Raw genomic sequence first — 20,545 nt, 5'->3', positions numbered from 1 at the left:
GGAATTTTAAATGAAAACGGCCCGGAACGCGTTCCGGGCCGTTACAGGGTGTTGCTTGGGGCGACGGTGGGCTGCAGATGCCCGCCCTACCCCACAACCTTTACTTCAGTACAGCCAGCGCTGCATCGTAGTTCGGCTCGTCGGCAATTTCACCAACCAGCTCGCTGTGCAGCACCTTGTCGCTCTCGTCCAGCACCACCACGGCGCGGGCGGCCAGGCCGGCCAGTGGGCCGTCGGCGATGGCGACGCCGTAGTTCTCGAGGAACTCGCGGCCACGCAGGGTCGACAGGTTCTTCACGTTTTCCAGGCCTTCTGCGCCGCAGAAGCGGGCCTGGGCGAACGGCAGGTCGGCGGAAATGCACAGTACCACGGTGTTGGTTACATCATTGGCCTGGGCGTTGAACTTGCGCACGGAGGTGGCGCAGGTTGGGGTGTCGACGCTCGGGAAGATGTTCAGCACCTTGCGCTTGCCGGCGTAGTCCTTCAGCGACTTGTCAGCCAGGCCTTCACCGACCAGGGAGAAGGCCGGAGCCTGGGCGCCGACTTTCGGCAGTTCGCCTTTGACCTGAACCGGGTTGCCTTTGAGAGTCACTTGAGCCATGACGAAATCCTTATACGGGGTTTGAAAAGGACACTGAGTTAAGCATGAAGGCGGCCGGGTGCCTATGGGGGTAGGTGAAATTGTTCTATTGCCGGACAATTCTTGTGGACAAAAAAATGCCCAGGTTGCGACAAGCGCCCCGGGCATTCTTTATTTCTGGCAGCGAATCAGCCGAGCAGGCCGTACACCACCGAGGTCAACGCAACCAGGCCGACCACCACAACGAATACGTTGGAGGCTGCACCGCTGTACTTGCGCATCGACGGTACACGGCGGATGGCGTACATCGGCATCAGGAACAGCAGCACCGCAAGGATCGGACCGCCGAGCGATTCGATCATGCGCAGGATGCTCGGGTTGAGGGTGGCGACGATCCAGCACACCACTAGCATCAGCGCGGCAACTACGCGGTCCAGGGTTTTGGCACCCGGGCGCGCGCCGGTCTTGGCGATGATGCCCTTCAGGCCTTCGCTGGCACCGATGTAATGGCCCAGGAACGACTTGGCAATGGCCACGAAGGCGATCAACGGCGCAGCGAACGCGATGGTCGGGTTGCTGAAATGGTTGGCCAGGTACGACAGGATCGACAGGTTCTGTGCCTTGGCTTCGGCCAGCTGGGCGCTGCTCAGGGTGAGCACGCAGCTGAACACGAAGAACAGCACCATCACCACCATCAGCAGGTGGGCACGACGCAGGATCTGGCCGCTGCGCTCATCGGCGTGCTCGCCGTAGCGGCGCTTCTGGTCAACGGCAAAGGCCGAGATGATCGGCGAGTGGTTGAACGAGAACACCATCACCGGAATGGCCAGCCACAGGGTGTGCAGGAAGGCCGAGGCCGGTGGCACCTCGGTAGCGCTGTCGAGGATGCCACCCGTCCAGTGCGGCACCAGATACAGGCCCAGCAACGCCAGGGCGACGATGAACGGGTACACCAGCAGGCTCATGACCTTGACCGTGGCCTGCTCGCCACAGCGCACGATGGCCAGCAGGCCGAGGATCAGCACGAACGACAGGATGGCCCGCGGCGGCGGCTGCATGTGCAACTGGTGCTCCATGAAGCTGGACACGGTGTTGGTCAGCGCCACGCTATAGATAAGCAGGATGGGGAAGATGGCGAAGAAGTACAGCACGGTGATCGAGGCACCGGCGGTGCTGCCGAAGTGCTCCTTGACCACTTCGGTAATGTCGCCACCGTTGCGCCCCGACAGGACGAATCGGGTCAACCCACGGTGGGCAAAGTACGTCATCGGGAAGGCCAGGATGGCCAGGATCAGCAGCGGCCAGAAGCCGCCAAGGCCGGCGTTGATCGGCAGGAACAGGGTTCCGGCGCCAATGGCTGTGCCGAACAGGCCCAGCATCCAGGTGGTGTCGTGACGCGCCCAGCTGCCAAGGGTGGCGGGGGTCGATTCTGCAAAGCGTTGTTCAACGCTTGGGGCCTGCTCATTCATTCCGGGTGAAGCTCCACTCGCAAGACTGCAACAGGCTGAGAATGGCGAAACAGTGCCTTCGCCCAACTCAACCGGAAAAGAGGGGCGCGATTGTGCACGGAAAGGTTGCACTTGCGAAGCCCTTTTCCGAGGGGCGGTTGCACTTGTCTTTACAAGTGAGGTGCAGCTGGCTGAAAACGCGGGTTGCAGCAATGACCTGTGGGGGCGGCGTTGCGCCGCGAAAGGGCCGCAAAGCGGCCCTGGCATTACTCGCTGCGAAGCTGCGAATGCAGGGGCCGCGCTGGGCCCCTGGAGGATTACTTCTGAACGGCGGCGAACGCTTCGGCAACCCGCTGCAGGTTGGCCGGGCGCAGGCCGGACATGCACACGCGGCCGCTGTCGATCAGGTACACACCGAACTCGTCACGCAGGCGACGCACCTGCTCGACGCTGAAGCCGGTGTAGCTGAACATGCCGCGCTGGCGCAGGAAGAACTGGAAGTCCTGGCCTGGCAGCAGCACGGCCAGGGCATCGACCAGCGCCTGGCGCATGTCGAGGATCCGCTTGCGCATCACTTCGACTTCTTCGGCCCACTGGGCATTCAGGCCTGCATCGCTGAGCACGCCAGCCACCAGCTGGGCGCCGAAGTTGGGCGGGCTGGAGTAGTTGCGGCGCACGGTGGCCTTCAACTGGCCAAGTACGCTCTGGGCAGTGGCGTCGTCATCGCACACCACCGACAGGCCGCCTACCCGCTCGCCGTACAGCGAGAAGATTTTCGAGAACGAGTTGCTGACCAGGCACGGCACGCCGGCACGGGCCATTTCGCGGATGGCGTAGGCGTCTTCCACCAGGCCTTCGGCGAAGCCTTGGTAGGCGATGTCGAGGAACGGGATCAGCTGGCGCGCCTTGACCACTTCGACCACTTGCTGCCACTGGTGCTGTTCCAGGTCGGCGCCGGTAGGGTTGTGGCAGCACGGGTGCAGCAGGACCACGCTGTTGGCCGGCAGGGTCTGCAGGGTGGCCAGCATGCCGTCGAAGTCCACGCCACGGGTGGCCTGGTCGAAGTACGGGTAGGTGTGCACCTTGAAGCCTGCGCCTTCGAAGATGGCGCGGTGGTTGTCCCAGGTCGGGTTGCTGACCCAGACTTCGGACTGCGGGAAGTAGCGCTTGAGGAAGTCGGCACCAACTTTAAGGGCACCGGAGCCGCCCACGGTCTGCACGGTAGCCACGCGACCGCCCGTCACGGCGGGGTGATCAGCACCGAACAGCAGCGCCTGGATCGCCTGGCGGTAGCTGGCCAGGCCTTCCATCGGCAGGTACAGGGAGGCTTCGTGGTCCTGGCCGGCCATGCGTTTTTCCACCGCATCCACAGCCGCCAGTTGCGGCACCACGCCGGCCTCATCGTAGTACAGGCCAATACTCAGGTTGACCTTGTCGGCGCGCGGGTCGGCCTTGAAGGTTTCCATCAACGAGAGGATCGGGTCGCCGGCATAGGCATCGACATGTTTGAACACAGCGTGCAGCTCCTTGGATCAGGACAGTTCGAAAAGGCAGACCTGAGCATACCCGGAGTGCAGGCTCAGGAACATCCACTATTGTGCAAGGTTGTCTATGCAACATTGCATGGCCCGACGGTGCAGGGGTCAGCCAAGCAGCTCTTTCAGGCCCTGCAACTCCTGCTCGGTCACCGCCACCCCTTCCTCCTCGGCCACCTCCCGCTCGCGGTAACGCCGCTCGCCCGGCATGCGCGTCAGCCCTACGGCCTGCATCTGCTCCACCAGTTCACGGCTGCGCTGTGCAAACCGCTCGCCTTCGGCCTTGCTTGGGTCGATGAGGATGATCAGTTGCCCGGTCCACGGCGTCTTCGCCCCCGGGTGCCCCGACCAGTCGAACTCCCAGGAGAAGTGCCCGCCGGTCAACGCCGCCGCCAGCAACTCGACCATCATCGAAAGCGCCGAGCCCTTGTGCCCGCCAAACGGCAGCAAGGCGCCGCCTTCCAGAATCGCCTTGGGCTCGGTGGTCGGTTCGCCATTGGCATCCACGCCCATGCCTTCAGGTAGCTGCTGGCCAGCCCGCGCAGCAATCTGCACGTCGCCATGGGCCATGGCGCTGGTGGCCATGTCGAAGACGATCGGGTCATGTTCGGCGCAAGGCGCGGCAAAAGCGATGGGGTTGGTGCCGAACAGTGGCTTGCGCGCGCCATGTGGCACCACGCAGGTCATGCTGTTGACCACGCTGAGGGCAACCAGGCCCTCTTCGGCGAACGGCTCTACATCCGGCCACAGCGCGGCGAAGTGGTGCGAGTTGTGGATTGCCAGCACGGCGATGCCGGCGTTGCGCGCCTTGGCCACCAACAGTTCTCGGGCCGCCGCCAGTGCCGGCTGGGCAAAACCACCCGCGGCATCGACACGCACATAACCAGCAGCCACGTCGCTGACCTTGGGTGTGGCCTGGCCATCGACCCAACCGCTGGCCAGGGTCGAAACATAACCGGGCATGCGGAACACCCCATGGCTATGAGCGCCATCACGCTGGGCGCTGGCGCAGTTGTGGGCCAGCACCCGAGCCACGGCCTCGCTGCAACCATGGCGCTGGAAGATGGCCTGCAGCAGGCCCTGCAGCTCGGAAAAGGGCACGCGCACAATGGTGCTGGTGGAGGGTGCGGACATCTGAAGCTCCTTGTTGTTTTGGATTGGCTACAGCGTTGCAACGACAAAAACTTTCCTGCATGTGACAGCAATCTGTCAAATGTTGACTTGATGACAGAAAACATTCATTTTCTTCCCAAGCCTTACCCCTGGAGCCGCAGCATGAGCCAACCGATCAAGCAACGCCTGGAAAACAGCCTCGAAGGGGCCGCTGCCTCGGGTCGCAAGATCGCCACCTACATGCTCGCCAACCTGCACGAACTGCCGTTCCAGACTTCAGCCAGCATTGCCGCCAAGCTGGGCGTCAGCGAATCGAGCGTCGGGCGGTTCTGCCGCTCATTGGGTTATGCCCACCTCAAGGCGCTTAAGCAAGACCTGCAGAACGATCTTGGCGATGGCCCATGGCTGGTGGGTGATCGCCTGCAAGATTACCGCCAGAACCAGGACGCCAGCGACAACGCCGGCAGCCTGGAGCTGGAAATCGCCGCCTTGGTGCGCGTGCACGAATACCGCCAGAGCACGGCCTGGCACACCGTGGCGCAACGCCTTGCGAGCAAGCCCAGGGTGTTCATCGCCGGTTTCCAGACCGAGCGTGGCATCGCCATGTGCATGAGCCACTTGCTGCAATACCTGCGCGATGGTGTGCAGCTGGTCGACATCAGCGCTGGGCACTTCGGCGAAGTGCTGCTGGGCCGCGCCGAAGACAGCGCCCTGGTGGTGTTCGAGGCGCGCCGCTATTCCCGCCACGCCCTGATGCTGTGCCAGAAGGCACGCGAGGCTGGCATTGCGGTCACTCTGGTGACCGACACCTTCTGTGACTGGGCCGATGCCAATGCCGACGAGGTGTTCCGCATCCCCACCGAGTTCAATCTGTTCTGGGAATCCACCTCGACGATGCTGTCGTGGGTGCACCTGATGGTCAACGAGGTCTGCAAGAAGCTCGGGCCGGATGTTGAAAAACGCTTGGAAGCGACTGCCGCTCTACATAACGAATTCGTCGGCTACACCTCGTGGTCGACGGGCAAACAACAATAGCAAGAGTGCAATGAGGTGCGAGATGAACAAGTCCATGGCCTTGGTGGGTGCGTGCGCCCTGCTGCTGGCGGGTGCCGCCAGTGCCGAAACCCTGCGTTTCGCCACGGAGGGTGCCTACCCGCCCTTCAACTATGTAGACGCCGATAACAAGCTGCATGGCTTCGATATCGACATCACCCATGCCCTGTGCGAACAGATGAAAGTGGAATGCACGCTGGTGGCCCAGGACTGGGAAGGCATCATCCCCGCCCTGATGGCACGCAAGTACGACGCAGTGGTGGCGTCAATGATCGACACCGAAGAGCGGCGCAAGAAAATCGCGTTCACCGACCACTACTACCGCACGCCACTGACCGTTGCGGTGGCCAAGGACAGCAAGATCGACAGCGCCCAGACCGACTTTGTCGGCTACACCGTCGGCGCCCAGTCGTCCTCCACCCAGGCCATCTACGCCGAAGACGTGTATGGCAAGGCCGGTGCCGATGTGAAGCTGTACCCAACCATGGACGAGGCCAACGCGGACCTTGCCGCAGGCCGCCTGGACGGCGTGATTGCCGACAAATTCCCGCTGCACGAGTGGATGAGCAAGAACGGCGGGGACTGCTGCAAGATCCTCGGCGATGTGGCCGACACCAAGGCCGATGCCGCCATTGCCGTGCGCAAGGACGACGAAGCCCTGCGCCAGCGCCTGAACACCGCGCTACAACAGATCGTGGCCAACGGCACCTACCAGAAGATCGCCAGCAAGTACTTTGCTTTCGATATCTACAACTGATCTTCAGGAAACTGCGCAATCCCTGTAGGAGCGGCCTTGTGTCGCGATAGGGCCGCAAAGCGGCCCCGGCGTTCTTCGCGGCGAAGCTGAAAATGTGGGGGCGCTACGCACCCCTATCGCGACACAAGGCCGCTCCTACAAAGAGACCGCGTTGCCCATCTTAGGGGTTCGTCATGCTCGATCAATTGTCCTTGCTGTCCTTCGCCAGCGGAGGCTGGGGCCAGGCGTTGCTGGCCGGCGCGCTGGTTACCGTTTCCCTGGCCCTGGCCTGCCTGCCCATCGGCCTGCCACTGGGCCTGGTGGTCGCCCTGGCGGCGCGCTCGCGCAAGCGCCTGCCACGGGCCTGGGCCACTACCTTTTCAACCGTGTTTCGCGGCCTGCCCGAGCTGCTGACCTTGCTGATCATCTATTACGGCTGCCAGATCGCCGCGCAGAAGATCCTCGCCGCCATGGGCTACGAGGGTGAATTCCTGATCAACACCTTCCTCGCCGCGATGATTGCCTTCAGCCTGGTATTTGCCGCGTTTTCCAGCGAGATCTGGCTGGCGGCCTTCAAGACCCTGCCCAAGGGCCAGCTGGAAGCCTGCTCGGCCTTGGGCCTGAGCAAGCGCACCGGGTTCTTCAAGGTGCTGCTGCCACAACTGACCCGCATCGCCCTGCCCGGCCTTTCCAACAATTGGCTGTCGCTGCTCAAGGACACCTCGCTGGTGTCGACCATCTCACTGGTCGACCTGATGCGCCAGACCAACCTGGCGGTCAGCGTGACCAAGGAGCCGATGTTCTTCTACGGCGTCGCCTGCCTGGGTTACCTGCTGTTCGCGGCACTGTCCGGGCGCGTGTTCGCCTACATCGAACGGCGTAGCAACCGCCACCTGCTAGGAGCACGCGCATGAGCCTCGATCAACTGCTGGCGCTGGTACTCGACCCCGACCTGCTGGAGCGCTACGGCCCACGCTTTCTCGACGGTTTGCTGGTAACTGCCAAACTGGTGGCCATTTCCTTCACCCTGGGCGCCGTGCTCGGCCTGCTGCTGGCCCTGGCACGCATGTCGCGCAGCCTGGTGCTGCAGCGCATGGCCGCCGGTTACGTGTACTTCTTCCGCGGCTCGCCACTGCTGGCGCAGCTGTTCCTGCTGTATTACGGGCTGGGCTCGCTCAAGGGCTTCTGGCAGGACGTCGGCCTGTGGTGGTTCTTCCGCGAGGCGTGGTTCTGCACCTTGCTGGCGTTCACCCTGAACACCGCCGCCTATCAAGCCGAGATCTTCCGCGGCAGCCTGATGGCCGTTGCGCCCGGCCAGCATGAGGCGGCACGGGCGCTGAACCTGAAACGCTCGACCACCTTCTTCAAGGTGATCTTGCCGCAGTCGCTGCTCGTGGCCATCGGCCCACTGGGCAACGAACTGATCCTGATGATCAAGGCCAGCGCGATTGCCTCGCTGGTGACCATCTACGACCTGATGGGCGTGACCAAACTGGCCTTCTCGCGCAGTTTCGACTTTCAGATCTACCTGTGGGCGGCCGTGCTCTACCTGGTGATCGTCGAGCTGGTAAGGCGCCTGCTGAAACACTTGGAAGGCCGCTTGGGCCGCCACCTGAACTGACCGAAGGATACGTTCCATGCATTGCCAGACCCTTGTCCTCGGCGCCGGTATCGTCGGCGTCAGCACCGCCCTGCACCTGCAGGCCCGCGGGCGCCAGGTGATTCTGATCGACCGCGACGAACCGGGCAGCGGCACCAGCCACGGCAACGCCGGGCTGATCGAGCGCTCCAGCGTCATCCCCTACGCCTTCCCCCGGCAACTGGGCGCGCTGCTGCGCTATGGCCTGAACCGCCAGCCCGATGTGCGCTACAGCCTGGCGCACCTGCCCAAGGTCGCACCGTGGCTGTGGCGCTACTGGCGCCAGTCGGCGCCCGGCCGCCTGGCCGGGGCCGCCGCCGATATGCTGCCGCTGGTACAACGCTGCGTCGAAGAACACGACGCGCTGATCGAAGCGGCCGGCCTTGAAGGGCTGGTGCAGGCCAAAGGCTGGATCGAAGTGTTCCGCGACCCTGCGCTGTTCGAGCAGGCCAAAACTGACGCCAAGGGCCTGAGCCGCTACGGCTTGCAGTTCGAGATACTCGAATGCGGGCAACTGCAGGCACGCGAGCACCAGTTGGACGCCACCGTGGTCGGTGGCATTCATTGGCTCGACCCAAAGACCGTGAACAACCCCGGCGCCCTCACCCGTGGCTATGCCGCGCTGTTCCTGCAGCGCGGCGGGCAGTTCCTGCATGGCGATGCGCGCAGCCTGCGCCAAGCCAACGGCCAGTGGCGGGTAGAAAGCCGTCGTGGCCCGGTTACCGCCGACGAGGTGGTGGCCTGCCTCGGCCCGCAGTCGGCGGACCTGTTCAGCGGCCTGGGCTATCAGATTCCGCTGGCGATCAAACGTGGCTACCACATGCACTACAGCACCCGCGACGGCGCACAGTTGGAGCACTCGATCTGCGATACCCAGGGCGGCTACGTGCTGGCGCCGATGGCGCGCGGTGTACGCCTGACCACCGGCATCGAGTTCGACGCAGCCGGGGCGCCTGGCAACCAGATCCAGCTGGGCCGTTGCGAAGCCTTGGCGCGCAAGCTGTTCCCGGCCCTCGGCGAGCGGCTGGACGACACCCCATGGCTGGGCCGTCGCCCGTGCCTGCCCGACATGCGCCCGGTGATCGGCCCGGCACCGCGCCACCCGGGGCTGTGGTTCAACTTTGGCCACGCCCACCACGGCCTCACCCTGGGCCCGGTCAGCGGCCGGCTATTGGCCGAACTGCTCACTGGCGAGCGCCCCTTCACCGACCCCGCGCCCTACAGCGCGACCCGTTTCGACTGAACCCACGCGGGAGAAAAACAACATGACCGCACCACTGAGCCTTGCCACCCTTGCCCCCGAACCCGACCCGCGCCCGGTGCTGATCCGTATCGAAGGCCTGAACAAGCATTACGGCGCCTTCCACGTGCTGCGTGACATTGACCTGCAGGTGCGCGAAGGCGAACGCATCGTGCTGTGCGGGCCCTCCGGCTCGGGCAAGTCGACCCTGATCCGCTGCATCAACCGCCTGGAGATTGCCCAGCAGGGCAGCATCCAGGTGGATGGCATCGACCTGTCAGCCACCACGCGCGAGGCCGCGCAGGTGCGCAGCGACATCGGCATGGTGTTCCAGCATTTCAACTTGTTTCCACACATGAGCGTGCTCGACAACTGCCTGCTGGCCCCCACCAGCGTGCGCGGGCTGTCACGCAAGGACGCCGAGGAGCGGGCACGCATGTACCTGAGCAAGGTCGGCATCGAAAGCCAGGCGCACAAGTACCCCAGCCAGTTGTCCGGTGGCCAGCAGCAGCGCGTGGCCATCGCCCGGGCGCTGTGCATGAAGCCACGGATCATGCTGTTCGACGAGCCTACTTCGGCGCTGGACCCGGAAATGGTCGCCGAGGTGCTGGATGTGCTGGTGCAGTTGGCCGGCACGGGCATGACCATGCTGTGCGTCACCCACGAAATGGGCTTTGCCCGGCAGGTAGCCGAGCGCGTGCTGTTCCTTGAGGGTGGGCAGATCATCGAAGACAGCCCGCCGCAGGTGTTCTTCAACCAGCCGCGCACCGAGCGGGCCAAGGCGTTTCTGGCGCAGATACTGCACTGAATGGAGGTCTGATGCGTGTGGGAACGGCCTTGCGTCGCAAAAGGGCTGCGCAGCAGCCCCAGCAATGTGCATCAGTGCTGAAATCCGGGGCCGCTTTGCGGCCCTTTCGCGACACAAGGCCGCTCCTGCAAGGACCGCGCTTGCCTCGAGCGCCTTGCTCATTGCACCGCTGCAAAGACCCAACTGCATCGTTAAATATTATTGACCAACGCCCCCGCCAAACCCACGCCACCACAGGCCCGCATCGGTTTCAGCCCCCAAAAACCGGCGCATCCCCCGCATTAAAGCCCTCTTCCGTCGTTTGACATATCGAACGGCTCTGGCAAGCTATCTACATGCCCCGACCGGAATCGTCGCCTCTGACGAGCCGGCAGTGCTCGGGGCTACAGGCAGCACCCAGAGCCCCGCGCCGTGCGCCTGCACAACAACGACAGGTTGAACCTGTCCCAAGGTGACATATGTCCAACAGCAACATTGGCAACAAGCAACCTTCCCTGCGCAAACCCGTCGTCCTGATGACCATGGGCAGCCAAGAGCGCAAAGGCCATGACTATCAGGTCATGACCCACAAATACATCACCCCGCTGGTCGAGTTTTCCGATTGCGTCCCGGTACTGGTGCCCACCTGCTGCGGCATTGAAGACCTCGAGACCTACCTGGACATGGCCGACGGCGTGTACCTGACGGGCGCTGGCAGCAACATCGACCCGGCCCTGTATGGCCAGGAAAATGAAACCCCAGGCAAGGGCCAGGACCAGAACCGCGACCTGTTCGACATCCCACTGGTCAAGGCGGCGATCAAGCGTGGCCTGCCAATCTTCGGCATTTGCCGTGGCATGCAGGAAATCAACGTGGCCCTGGGTGGCGACATCTACCAGAAGGTCTACGCCGAGCCTGGCTTCAATGACCACCGGGAAAACCCGGAAGACCCGGTTGAAGTGCAGTACGCCCAAGTACATGGGGTGAAGATCCAGCCGGGCAGCTGGCTGCGTGACACCCTGGGTACCGACGAGATTCGCGTCAACTCGCTGCATGGCCAGGGCCTGCACAAGCTCGGCGCCGGTATCGAAGCTATCGCCCATGCCGAAGATGGCTTGGTTGAAGCGATTCACGCGCCGAGCATTTCGCCGTTCCTGTTCGCCGTACAGTGGCACCCAGAATGGCAAGCGGCGAAGAACCCTGATTCGATCAAGATCTTCCAGGCTTTCGGCGATGCCTGCCGAGCCCAGGTACGCAAGGCGCAGGTCAAGCGCCAGCACGCTGCCTGACATTCAGTTTCCTCTGCTTTGATCGCGGGGCGGCGCAAGGTCGCCCCCGTTTCCCCGGTCACCCTCTGCTGGTCCCAGAACACTTCCCGTGGAATCGGGCGGCGGGCTTGTACCTGTCTCCGCGATCGTTTTTTACCCCTCCCCACCTAAGAGATACGATGACCAACATGCGGTCGCCGTGTCATTTCTAGCGCCTACGAGATCGAGCGCCGCCACCCCCAGACCGGCGCACACAAATTTTTCTGCAAGGAGGGCTAGTCATCGCTTAAGTTGTACGATAACTTACCTCTAACGCAGAACAACACCCTTCACCCAAGCGCCACAGGATGCCAACAACAATGAATCCACAAGAACTTAAATCCATCCTCTCCCACGGCCTGCTGTCTTTCCCGGTCACCGACTTCAACGCCCAGGGCGACTTCAACCCGGCTGGCTACATCAAGCGCCTGGAGTGGCTGGCCCCGTATGGCGCCAGCGCCCTGTTCGCCGCTGGCGGCACCGGTGAGTTCTTCTCCTTGGCCGCCAGCGAGTACAGCCAGGTGATCAAGACCGCCGTCGATACCTGCGCCACCTCGGTTCCTATCCTCGCGGGTGTTGGTGGGTCCACCCGTCAGGCCATCGAATACGCACAAGAAGCCGAGCGCCTGGGTGCCAAGGGCCTGTTGCTGCTGCCGCATTACCTGACCGAAGCCAGCCAGGACGGCGTCGCCGCACACGTCGAAGCGGTGTGCAAATCGGTGAACATCGGCGTGGTGGTGTACAACCGCAACGTCTGCCGCCTGAACGCCGACCTGCTGGAAAAACTGGCCGAGCGCTGCCCGAACCTGATCGGCTACAAGGATGGCCTGGGTGATATCGAGCTGATGGTGTCGATCCGTCGCCGCCTGGGCGAACGTTTCAGCTACCTGGGTGGCCTGCCGACCGCCGAAGTGTATGCTGCTGCCTACAAGGCCCTGGGCGTGCCGGTGTACTCCTCCGCGGTGTTCAACTTCGTGCCGAAGACCGCCATGGACTTCTACAGTGCCATCGCCCGTGACGACCACGCTGCCGTGGCCAAGCTGATCGACGATTTCTTCCTGCCGTACCTGGACATTCGCAACCGCAAAGCCGGCTACGCCGTGAGCATCGTCAAGGCCGGCGCCAAAATTGCCGGTTACGACGCAGGCCCCGTGCGCACCCCGCTGACCGACCTCACCGCAGAAGAGTACGAGATGCTCGCCGCGCTGATGGACAAGATGGGCCCGCAGTAAGCCCTGCCCGCGGCCTGCCAGATGCCGCGCCCGGAGTGGGCCAGCCCCACTCCGGTTACAATTCGTGAGCCCGCACAAAAATAACTAGTGGGAGTATTGCCAGCATGCAAGCGACTAAAAAGACGCATGTGCGCTACCTGATCCTGTTCATGCTTTTTCTGGTGACCACGATCAACTATGCCGACCGCGCTACCATCGCCATCGCAGGCTCCAGCCTGCAGAAAGACCTCGGCATTGACGCCGTAACCCTCGGTTATATCTTCTCCGCCTTCGGATGGGCTTACGTGGCTGGCCAGATTCCTGGTGGCTGGCTGCTCGATCGCTTCGGTTCCAAGAACGTCTACGCCTTCAGCATCTTCACCTGGTCGCTGTTCACCCTGTTGCAGGGTTTTGTCGGTGGCCTGCCGGTTGCCTGGGCGGTTGTCACCCTCTTCACCTTGCGCTTTCTGGTTGGCTTCGCCGAAGCCCCGTCGTTCCCGGGCAACGCACGCATCGTCGCCGCCTGGTTTCCGACTCAGGAGCGCGGCACTGCCTCAGCCATCTTCAACTCGGCGCAGTACTTCGCCACGGCGCTGTTCGCCCCGATAATGGGCTGGATCGTGTTCAGCTTCGGCTGGGAGCACGTGTTTGTCGTCATGGGTGCACTGGGCATCGTGTTCTCCATGGTGTGGCTGAAAACCATCCACAACCCGCGCCAACACCCACGCATCAGCCAAAGCGAGCTCGAACACATCGAGCATAACGGCGGCCTGGTGGACATGGACCAGAAGCGCGGCAACGACGGCCCGAAATGGGGCTACATCAAGCAACTGCTGACCAGCCGCATGCTGCTGGGCGTGTACCTGGGCCAGTATTGCATCAACGCCATCACCTACTTCTTCCTTACCTGGTTCCCCGTGTACCTGGTGCAGGAACGTGGCATGACCATTCTCAAGGCCGGCTTCATCGCCTCGCTGCCGGCGGTCTGCGGTTTCATTGGGGGCGTGCTGGGTGGCGTGATCTCCGACTGGCTGCTGCGCCGTGGCAACTCGCTGACCTTCTCGCGCAAACTGCCGATCGTGTGCGGCCTGCTGCTGTCGACCACCATGGTGTTCTGCAACTACGTCGATGCCGAGTGGATGGTGGTTGGCTTCATGACCCTGGCGTTCTTCGGCAAAGGCATTGGCGCGCTGGGTTGGGCGGTGGTGGCAGACACCTCGCCGAAACAGATCGCCGGGCTGTCCGGTGGCCTGTTCAACACCTTCGGCAACATCGCCTCGATCACCACCCCTATCGTGATCGGCTACATCATCAGCGCCACCGGCTCGTTCAAATGGGCGCTGGTGTACGTGGGCGCCAACGCGCTGGTGGCGGTGTTCAGCTACCTGGTGATCGTCGGCCCGATCAAGCGTATCGAACTGCGCGACGACGCCCCAAAGCCACAGGCTGAGCCTGCCGCCAATGGCGAACTGGCCAGCTCGCGCCACTGAGTGAACACGCCCGCCCCGGGGCAACCGGTGCGGGCAGATGTACAAAAAGCCTGAGAACCTGACAAGTAGGGCCCAAACATGCAGTTGATCGAACATTCCGACTCGCCGCGCTACGTCCGCCTGCACGACGACGATAACGTCGTGGTGGTGGTCAACGACGGCGGCCTGGGCGAAGGCGCCCACTTCGCCGACGGCCTGACCTTGGTCGAAGGCGTGCCACAAAGCCACAAGGTCGCAACCAAGGCCATCGCCAAAGGCGAGCCCGTGCGCCGCTACGGGCAAATCATCGGCTACGCGCTGGAAGACCTACGCCAGGGCAGTTGGGTGCAGGAAAGCCAACTGGCCATGCCGGCCGCCCCGGAACTGGACAGCTTGCCGCGCTGTGACGCCGTCCCACAACCGCTGCCGCCACTCGAAGGCTTCACGTTCGAAGGCTACCGCAATGCCGACGGCACCGTTGGCACCCGCAACATCCTCGGCATCACCACCACCGTGCAGTGTGTGACCGGCGTGCTGGAGCATGCGGTCAAGCGCATTCGCAGCGAACTGCTGCCCAAGTACCCCAACGTCGATGACGTGGTAGCCATCACCCACAGCTACGGCTGCGGCGTGGCCATCAACGCTCGCGACGCCTACATCCCGATCCGCACCGTGCGCAACCTGGCCCGCAACCCCAACCTGGGTGGCGAGGCATTGGTCATCAGCCTCGGCTGCGAAAAGCTGCAGGCCGGCCAGGTGATGCACGACAACGACCCGTCGGTAGACCTCAGCGAGCCATGGTTGTACCGCCTGCAGGACGCCAGCCTGGGCTTTGTGGAAATGATCGAGCAAATCATGGAGCTGGCCGAAACCCGCCTCAAGAAGCTCGACCAGCGCCGCCGCGAAACCGTACCGGCCAGCGAGTTGATCCTCGGCATGCAGTGCGGTGGCAGCGATGCCTTCTCGGGCATCACCGCCAACCCTGCGCTGGGCTACGCCGCAGACTTGCTGGTACGTGCCGGTGCTACGGTGCTGTTCTCGGAAGTGACCGAGGTACGAGACGCCATCTACATGCTGACCTCGCGCGCGCAAAACCAGGACGTTGCCGATGCCCTGGTGCGCGAAATGGACTGGTACGACCGCTACCTGCAGCAAGGGGCCGCCGACCGCAGTGCCAACACGACGCCGGGCAACAAGAAAGGTGGCCTGTCCAATATCGTCGAGAAATCCCTGGGGTCGATCGTCAAGTCGGGCAGCGGCGCTATCCAGGGCGTGCTTGGCCCAGGCGAGCGGGTAACGCGCAAGGGCCTGATCTTCTGCGCCACCCCGGCCAGCGACTTCGTCTGCGGCACTTTGCAACTGGCCGCCGGCATGAACCTGCATGTGTTCACCACAGGCCGAGGCACCCCTTACGGGCTGGCCATGGCACCCGTGGTCAAGGTGTGCACGCGCACCGAACTGGCCCAGCGTTGGCCCGACCTGATCGATATCGACGCCGGGCGCATCGCCACAGGCCGTTCGACCATCGAAGAGCTGGGCTGGGAACTGTTCCATTACTACCTGGACGTGGCCAGCGGCCGCAAGCAGACCTGGGCCGAGCAGCACCGGCTACACAACGACATCACCCTGTTCAACCCGGCACCGATTACCTGATGCCGAGGGCATGCTGTGGGAGCGGGCATGCCCGCTCCCACAGGTCATGCGACAACCCGCCAGATTTTCTTTCAACCTACAGGAGCACCCCATGCCTGAAATCCTCGGCCACAACTTCATCGCCGGTCAGCGCAGTGCCGCTGGTTCTCAGCGCCTGCAGAGCCTGGACGCCAGCACTGGCGAAGCCCTGCCCTTCAGCTTCGCCCAAGCTACCGAGGCCGAAGTGGACCAGGCCGCCAGCGCCGCCGCCGCCGCCTTCGCCGAATTCCGCCAACTGGCCCCGGCACGTCGTGCCGAGTTTCTCGACGCCATCGCCGCCGAACTGGACGAACTGGACGAACTGGACGATGCCTTCGTCGCCATCGTCTGCCGCGAAACAGCCCTGCCCGCCGCCCGTATCCAGGGCGAGCGCGGCCGCACCAGTGGGCAGATGCGCCTGTTCGCCCAGGTACTGCGTCGCGGCGACTTCCTCGGCGCGCGCATCGACCTGGCACTGCCCGCACGCCAACCCCTGCCACGCGTAGACCTGCGCCAGATGCGCATCGGTGTCGGCCCGGTCGCTGTGTTTGGCGCCAGCAACTTCCCGCTGGCCTTCTCCACCGCTGGCGGTGATACCGCCGCAGCCCTGGCCGCCGGCTGCCCGGTGGTGTTCAAGGCTCACAGCGGCCACATGGCCACCGCCGACCTGGTTGCTTGCGCCATCGTGCGCGCCGCCGAACGTACCGGCATGCCCAAAGGCGTGTTCAACATGGTATTCGGAGGCGGCGTGGGCGAGTGGCTGGTCAAGCACCCAGCCATCCAGGCCGTTGGCTTCACCGGCTCGCTGAAAGGCGGTGACGCTCTGTGCCGCATGGCCGCCGAGCGCCCGCAGCCAATCCCGGTGTTCGCCGAGATGTCCAGCATCAACCCGGTCATCATCCTGCCGGGCGCCCTGGCCAAGCGTGGCGAGGCCATTGCTCGCGAACTGGCCGGCTCTGTGTGCATGGGTGCCGGGCAGTTCTGCACCAACCCGGGCCTGGTGATCGGGCTGCAGTCGCCGCAGTACAACCAGTTACTGGCCGACCTTGGCCAGCATCTGGACCAACAGGCCGGGCAAACCATGCTCAACGCGGGAGGCCTGCGCAGCTACGTTGGCGGCCTGGAGCACCTGCATGCCCATAGTGGAATCCAGCACCTGGCCGGCCAGAAGCAGGAAGGCAGCCAGGCCCGCGCCCAGCTGTTCAAGGCCGATGCAGGCCTGCTGGTCCAGTCTGACCCGCTGCTGCAGGAAGAAGTGTTCGGCCCCACCACCGTGGCCGTAGCAGTGCAGGACGACGAACAACTGCGCGCCGCCCTGCTCGGCCTGCGTGGCCAGTTGACCGCTACCCTGATCGGCGAAGCGGAAGATTTCGAGGCCTACGCCTGGTTGGTGCCACTGCTTGAGGAGAAAGTCGGGCGGATCCTGATCAATGGCTACCCGACCGGTGTCGAAGTGTGTGATGCCATGGTTCACGGCGGGCCTTACCCTGCGACCTCGGATGCGCGTGGCACCTCGGTCGGCACCTTGGCCATCGACCGCTTCCTGCGCCCAGTGTGCTACCAGAACTATCCGCAGGCGTTGCTGCCCGAAGCACTGCGCGATGGCAACCCGCTGGGGCTGCGTCGGCTGGTGAACGGGCAATGGAGCGAGGAGGTGATCTGACGGGTTGCCTGAAACAAGAAAGCCCCGCACATGGCGGGGCTTTCTTTTGGCTGTACCGGCGACAAATGGCTCAGGCCCCTTGTGCCTCAGCCGCCTCATGCGCCTGACGCAAGCGCTCGCGGCTGTTGCTCAGGTGCATACGCATGGCCATCTTCGCCCCTTCGCTGTCCTGCCGGGCAATCGCTTCATAGATCGCCTCGTGCTCATGCATCAACCGGCTCATGTAATGCGCCTGATCATCATGGGCCAGCCGCGCCGAATTCAGCCGGGTGCGCGGAATGATACTGGTACCCAGGTGGTTGATGATATCGGCGAAGTAGTGGTTACCGCTGGCCTGGGCGATGCGCAGGTGGAACTGGAAGTCCGCCGACACCGCATCAGTGGCATGGGCGGCCCCTTCGTTGAGTTCGTCCAGCGCCGCCCGCATACCAGCCAGCGCTTCATCACTGCGTCGCTGCGCCGCCAGCCCAGCGGACTCGATCTCCAGGGCAATGCGCAACTCCAGCACCGCCAGCACTTCGCGCAGGGTGACCACAGTGGCCGGGTCGATGCGAAAGCCCCCGGTTGCCGGTGCATCCAGCACGAAGGTGCCGATGCCATGACGGGTCTCTACCTGCCCGGCAGCCTGCAGCCGCGAGATCGCCTCACGCACCACGGTGCGGCTGACGCCCTCTTCGGCCATGATCTGCGATTCGGTCGGCAGCTTGTCGCCGCGCTTGAGCTGGCCACTGCGAATGCGCTCGGTCAGCACTGTGACCAGTTCCTGGGCCAGACTGCGCGGCTTGCGCCGGGTCCTTGCCTGTACCTGCTGCTCTGTCATTGCCCTGTATTTCACCTTGAAAGACAGCGCTCATCATAGCGCAAGCGGTTGTACGATCACATACACCCGGTGCGGTATTTATTGCTCACCTTTGCAGGCCCCCAGCCCAGGAAAAACCCACAGAAGCACTGGCTCAAGCCCCGCGCAAGCCTGTACTGTGCGCCCTCACGCTCACTCATCCATGGAAGGACACCGCAGCATGAAAACCCTCGACCGCCTGTTGCTCGGCAGCGGCCTGCTGATACCCCTCTGGCTGTTGGCAGGGGTATGGCTCACCGCCCTGGCGTACCCCGGCTACGACCACCTGCAACAGGCCATGAGCCAGCTGGGTGCGACAGGCTCGCCAACCCACAGCTGGTCGCCACTGCTCAACAATTTTCCCTTGGCCGGGTTGTTCGGCCTGTTTGCCTGGGGCCTCGCCCGACGCTGGCGTGGCTCGAAGCTGGCGCTGCTGAGTGCCGGCCTGGTGTTGCTGCATGGCATCGGCAGCCTGGGAACCGGGTGGTTCCCTTGCGATCAGGGTTGCGCACCGACACAGCCATCCACCGCCCAGCAACTGCATAACCTGTCCGGCTTGCTGATGTTCCTCTCCCTGACCGTTGCCAGCGCCCTCTGGGCATGGCAGGGCAGCCGCATTGCTGGCTCGCCTGCATTTGCGCTGTTTTCTCTGGTCTGTGTAGTGCTGGCGATCGTCACCGTCATACTGATGGGCCAGGCGGCCCAAAGCGGCCAGCTGTTCGGCCTGTATCAGCGCCTGAACTATGGTGTGTCGGTGATCTGGGTCGCCAGCCTGGCGTGGATCAGCCTGCGCAAGCCTGCTGCCAGCCCGCTGCGCATGGCCATATTCTGACGGCAAATTGCTGGCCCCCAGCCACTGAAAGTGAAGGCAAACTCTTTTTCCTTTCAGACGCTTAGGACAGCAACATGCGAGTACTTCTAGCAACGATGGCCGGCTGCCTGCTGGCCACGCTCGCTTTCAGCGCCCAGGCCCGCGCACTGAGCCAGAACGATCGCCACACCTGCGGCTGGGGTGCGCAGATAGCCGCCGAGGCCCAGCAGGCCAAGCTTTCCGGGGTAACCCTGTATGCCACGCGCAAGAAGCTGCAGGTACGCAAATTCCCCAAGCCGTGGATGCGCATGACCGCCTTTGGCATTACCGAGCAGACCTACAATAGCCGCTCGCGACTCAAGCCTGCCGCGATCAAGCAGACCTACTACGAGCAGTGTGTTCAGCATGCTGTAGCAAAAAGATAATTACTTATTTATCAATAAGTTATTAACTAAACATAAAGTCATGTAGGCGTAACCTTATGCTGCGCCTACAAAGACCGTTTCAGGGCCGCCAAGGGGCGCCGCCCTTGAAACGGTCCTCCAGCCAGGCCTTGAAGGCGCCCAGGGCCGCTGTATTCAGGCGTGCGGTGGGTCGCACCAGGTAGATGCCCGCCGCCACGTCCAATTGCCATTGCGGCAGCACCCGTACTAGGTTGCCGCTGGCCAGGTCCTCGCCCATCAGCCAGTCGCCACCCGCCAAAATTCCTACACCGCGGCGCGCTGCCTCCAGCAGCGCTTCGTTGTCATTGCTGCGCAGGCTACCGGTAACCTTGACGTTTACCTGATGCGCGCCGCTCTTCAGGCGCCATTCAGGAAATGATCGTAAACCACTGAAACCTAAACAATTATGCTCAGGCAATTGTTCCGGCTCCGCAGGCACCCCATGCCGAGCGAGGTACTGAGGCGATGCGCACAGGATGCGTACGTGATCGCATAATTTCCTCGCCACCAGTCGATTGTCCGCTAGCTCACCAATGCGAATCGCGGCGTCGAAGCCCTCGCCGATCAGGTCAACGAAACGGTCGGCGTACTCGGTCTCCACCGTCACTTGCGGGTAGGCCAGCACAAAGTCGGCAAGCATCCCGCTTAACCAGCGCCTGCCCATGGCAGCCGGTAACGCCAGACGCAGGCGCCCACGCACCGTTGCAGCGCCTTCGGCAGCCTCCTGCTCCGCTTCGGCAATCAGCCGGCTTGCCTCGCGTACCTTGGCTACCAGCCGCTGTCCCTCATCGGTAAAGCGCAACTGCCGCGTGCTGCGCTCCACCAGGCGAATGCCCAGCCGCGTTTCCAGTGAGCTCAGGCGTTTCGACAGCACCGTGGGGTGGCGCTCCAGTTGTCGCCCGGCAGCAGCAAACGAGCCCTGCTCATGCAAGGCCAGCAAAGTGGCAAGTTCATCGGCGCGGCGGCTGTCGAAGGCATCCATGGCAAGGCTCGGCTCAGGG

The 20,545-nt window shown here is 63.4% G+C and carries 19 protein-coding genes; 13 read left to right on the top strand and 6 right to left on the bottom strand.

Going from position 1 to position 20,545, the window contains the following annotated elements; translation table 11 throughout:
- Positions 1 to 100 precede the first annotated feature (100 nt).
- From tpx to ACNQP3_RS11580, 4 genes are all read right to left on the bottom strand, one after another.
- Positions 101 to 601 (bottom strand): thiol peroxidase, encoded by a 501-nt coding sequence (gene tpx, locus ACNQP3_RS11595; RefSeq protein WP_060494130.1) that lies wholly within the window; start codon positions 599 to 601, stop codon positions 101 to 103.
- Positions 602 to 768: 167 nt separating this feature from the next.
- Positions 769 to 2,049: a serine/threonine transporter gene (locus ACNQP3_RS11590; RefSeq protein WP_264317049.1), complete on the bottom strand. Its 1,281-nt coding sequence runs from the start codon at positions 2,047 to 2,049 to the stop codon at positions 769 to 771.
- Between the two features lie 296 nt (positions 2,050 to 2,345).
- Positions 2,346 to 3,542, bottom strand: coding sequence for an aromatic amino acid transaminase (locus ACNQP3_RS11585; protein ID WP_264317048.1), 1,197 nt, complete (start codon positions 3,540 to 3,542; stop codon positions 2,346 to 2,348).
- A 129-nt stretch (positions 3,543 to 3,671) separates the two neighbouring features.
- A complete protein-coding gene (locus tag ACNQP3_RS11580) occupies positions 3,672 to 4,697 on the bottom strand; it encodes an Ldh family oxidoreductase (protein ID WP_012271972.1) in 1,026 nt (341 codons plus the stop codon).
- A 141-nt stretch (positions 4,698 to 4,838) separates the two neighbouring features.
- Here ACNQP3_RS11580 and ACNQP3_RS11575 point away from each other — a divergent pair, with 141 nt between their 5' ends.
- The 11 genes from ACNQP3_RS11575 (at position 4,839) to ACNQP3_RS11525 (ending at position 17,452) form a co-directional block, all read left to right on the top strand.
- Entirely contained in the window at positions 4,839 to 5,711 is an 873-nt protein-coding gene (locus tag ACNQP3_RS11575; RefSeq protein WP_012271971.1) for a MurR/RpiR family transcriptional regulator, read from the top strand.
- 22 nt (positions 5,712 to 5,733) lie between these two features.
- Entirely contained in the window at positions 5,734 to 6,486 is a 753-nt protein-coding gene (locus ACNQP3_RS11570; protein ID WP_012271970.1) for a transporter substrate-binding domain-containing protein, read from the top strand.
- 173 nt (positions 6,487 to 6,659) lie between these two features.
- Positions 6,660 to 7,379, top strand: coding sequence for an ABC transporter permease (locus ACNQP3_RS11565; protein WP_012271969.1), 720 nt, complete (start codon positions 6,660 to 6,662; stop codon positions 7,377 to 7,379).
- Entirely contained in the window at positions 7,376 to 8,086 is a 711-nt protein-coding gene (locus ACNQP3_RS11560; protein WP_012271968.1) for an ABC transporter permease, read from the top strand. The genes ACNQP3_RS11565 and ACNQP3_RS11560 overlap by 4 nt, the downstream gene beginning before the upstream one ends.
- Positions 8,087 to 8,102: 16 nt before the next feature.
- A complete protein-coding gene (locus ACNQP3_RS11555; RefSeq protein WP_012271967.1) occupies positions 8,103 to 9,347 on the top strand; it encodes an NAD(P)/FAD-dependent oxidoreductase in 1,245 nt (414 codons plus the stop codon).
- Between the two features lie 22 nt (positions 9,348 to 9,369).
- Positions 9,370 to 10,152, top strand: coding sequence for an amino acid ABC transporter ATP-binding protein (locus ACNQP3_RS11550; protein WP_060494128.1), 783 nt, complete (start codon positions 9,370 to 9,372; stop codon positions 10,150 to 10,152).
- Between the two features lie 458 nt (positions 10,153 to 10,610).
- The gene (locus ACNQP3_RS11545) at positions 10,611 to 11,420 is read left to right on the top strand and encodes a gamma-glutamyl-gamma-aminobutyrate hydrolase family protein (RefSeq protein WP_060494127.1); all 810 of its coding nucleotides are present in this window, start codon (positions 10,611 to 10,613) and stop codon (positions 11,418 to 11,420) included.
- 338 nt (positions 11,421 to 11,758) lie between these two features.
- The gene (kdgD, locus tag ACNQP3_RS11540) at positions 11,759 to 12,670 is read left to right on the top strand and encodes a 5-dehydro-4-deoxyglucarate dehydratase (RefSeq protein ID WP_012271964.1); all 912 of its coding nucleotides are present in this window, start codon (positions 11,759 to 11,761) and stop codon (positions 12,668 to 12,670) included.
- Between the two features lie 104 nt (positions 12,671 to 12,774).
- Positions 12,775 to 14,139: an MFS transporter gene (locus tag ACNQP3_RS11535; RefSeq protein ID WP_069943320.1), complete on the top strand. Its 1,365-nt coding sequence runs from the start codon at positions 12,775 to 12,777 to the stop codon at positions 14,137 to 14,139.
- A 78-nt stretch (positions 14,140 to 14,217) separates the two neighbouring features.
- Positions 14,218 to 15,771: a galactarate dehydratase gene (gene garD, locus ACNQP3_RS11530; RefSeq protein ID WP_012271962.1), complete on the top strand. Its 1,554-nt coding sequence runs from the start codon at positions 14,218 to 14,220 to the stop codon at positions 15,769 to 15,771.
- 91 nt (positions 15,772 to 15,862) lie between these two features.
- On the top strand, positions 15,863 to 17,452 hold the full coding sequence (locus tag ACNQP3_RS11525; protein WP_264317047.1) for an aldehyde dehydrogenase (NADP(+)): 1,590 nt from the start codon (positions 15,863 to 15,865) through the stop codon (positions 17,450 to 17,452).
- 70 nt (positions 17,453 to 17,522) lie between these two features.
- Here ACNQP3_RS11525 and ACNQP3_RS11520 read toward each other — a convergent pair whose 3' ends face one another.
- Positions 17,523 to 18,272, bottom strand: coding sequence for a FadR/GntR family transcriptional regulator (locus ACNQP3_RS11520; RefSeq protein ID WP_012271960.1), 750 nt, complete (start codon positions 18,270 to 18,272; stop codon positions 17,523 to 17,525).
- Between the two features lie 199 nt (positions 18,273 to 18,471).
- Between ACNQP3_RS11520 and ACNQP3_RS11515 the strand changes: the two genes are divergently transcribed.
- Positions 18,472 to 19,122 (top strand): DUF998 domain-containing protein, encoded by a 651-nt coding sequence (locus ACNQP3_RS11515; protein ID WP_012271959.1) that lies wholly within the window; start codon positions 18,472 to 18,474, stop codon positions 19,120 to 19,122.
- A gap of 74 nt (positions 19,123 to 19,196) precedes the next feature.
- Positions 19,197 to 19,526 (top strand): hypothetical protein, encoded by a 330-nt coding sequence (locus tag ACNQP3_RS11510; protein WP_012271958.1) that lies wholly within the window; start codon positions 19,197 to 19,199, stop codon positions 19,524 to 19,526.
- Positions 19,527 to 19,605: 79 nt separating this feature from the next.
- On the opposite strand, the gene ACNQP3_RS11505 is transcribed toward ACNQP3_RS11510, so the two are convergent.
- Positions 19,606 to 20,526 (bottom strand): LysR family transcriptional regulator, encoded by a 921-nt coding sequence (locus ACNQP3_RS11505; protein WP_069943323.1) that lies wholly within the window; start codon positions 20,524 to 20,526, stop codon positions 19,606 to 19,608.
- Between the last annotated feature and the right edge of the window lie 19 nt (positions 20,527 to 20,545).

This window comes from Pseudomonas sp. LFS074 (assembly GCF_047978165.1).
GTDB classification, from domain to species: domain Bacteria; phylum Pseudomonadota; class Gammaproteobacteria; order Pseudomonadales; family Pseudomonadaceae; genus Aquipseudomonas; species Aquipseudomonas putida_P.
Note: the sequence above shows the minus strand (reverse complement) of the source record. Positions and strands in the feature narration are given on the sequence as shown.

Bases quoted from the DNA above. Each gene is read 5' to 3' on its own strand.
- tpx (WP_060494130.1), bottom strand. From the start codon at position 601: ATGGCTCAAGTGACTCTCAAAGGCAACCCGGTTCAGGTCAAAGGCGAA.
- ACNQP3_RS11590 (WP_264317049.1), bottom strand. From the start codon at position 2,049: ATGAATGAGCAGGCCCCAAGCGTTGAACAACGCTTTGCAGAATCGACC.
- ACNQP3_RS11580 (WP_012271972.1), bottom strand. From the start codon at position 4,697: ATGTCCGCACCCTCCACCAGCACCATTGTGCGCGTGCCCTTTTCCGAG.
- ACNQP3_RS11575 (WP_012271971.1), top strand. From the start codon at position 4,839: ATGAGCCAACCGATCAAGCAACGCCTGGAAAACAGCCTCGAAGGGGCC.
- ACNQP3_RS11570 (WP_012271970.1), top strand. From the start codon at position 5,734: ATGAACAAGTCCATGGCCTTGGTGGGTGCGTGCGCCCTGCTGCTGGCG.
- ACNQP3_RS11565 (WP_012271969.1), top strand. From the start codon at position 6,660: ATGCTCGATCAATTGTCCTTGCTGTCCTTCGCCAGCGGAGGCTGGGGC.
- ACNQP3_RS11560 (WP_012271968.1), top strand. From the start codon at position 7,376: ATGAGCCTCGATCAACTGCTGGCGCTGGTACTCGACCCCGACCTGCTG.
- ACNQP3_RS11555 (WP_012271967.1), top strand. From the start codon at position 8,103: ATGCATTGCCAGACCCTTGTCCTCGGCGCCGGTATCGTCGGCGTCAGC.
- ACNQP3_RS11550 (WP_060494128.1), top strand. From the start codon at position 9,370: ATGACCGCACCACTGAGCCTTGCCACCCTTGCCCCCGAACCCGACCCG.
- ACNQP3_RS11545 (WP_060494127.1), top strand. From the start codon at position 10,611: ATGTCCAACAGCAACATTGGCAACAAGCAACCTTCCCTGCGCAAACCC.
- kdgD (WP_012271964.1), top strand. From the start codon at position 11,759: ATGAATCCACAAGAACTTAAATCCATCCTCTCCCACGGCCTGCTGTCT.
- ACNQP3_RS11535 (WP_069943320.1), top strand. From the start codon at position 12,775: ATGCAAGCGACTAAAAAGACGCATGTGCGCTACCTGATCCTGTTCATG.
- garD (WP_012271962.1), top strand. From the start codon at position 14,218: ATGCAGTTGATCGAACATTCCGACTCGCCGCGCTACGTCCGCCTGCAC.
- ACNQP3_RS11525 (WP_264317047.1), top strand. From the start codon at position 15,863: ATGCCTGAAATCCTCGGCCACAACTTCATCGCCGGTCAGCGCAGTGCC.
- ACNQP3_RS11520 (WP_012271960.1), bottom strand. From the start codon at position 18,272: ATGACAGAGCAGCAGGTACAGGCAAGGACCCGGCGCAAGCCGCGCAGT.
- ACNQP3_RS11515 (WP_012271959.1), top strand. From the start codon at position 18,472: ATGAAAACCCTCGACCGCCTGTTGCTCGGCAGCGGCCTGCTGATACCC.
- ACNQP3_RS11510 (WP_012271958.1), top strand. From the start codon at position 19,197: ATGCGAGTACTTCTAGCAACGATGGCCGGCTGCCTGCTGGCCACGCTC.
- ACNQP3_RS11505 (WP_069943323.1), bottom strand. From the start codon at position 20,526: ATGGATGCCTTCGACAGCCGCCGCGCCGATGAACTTGCCACTTTGCTG.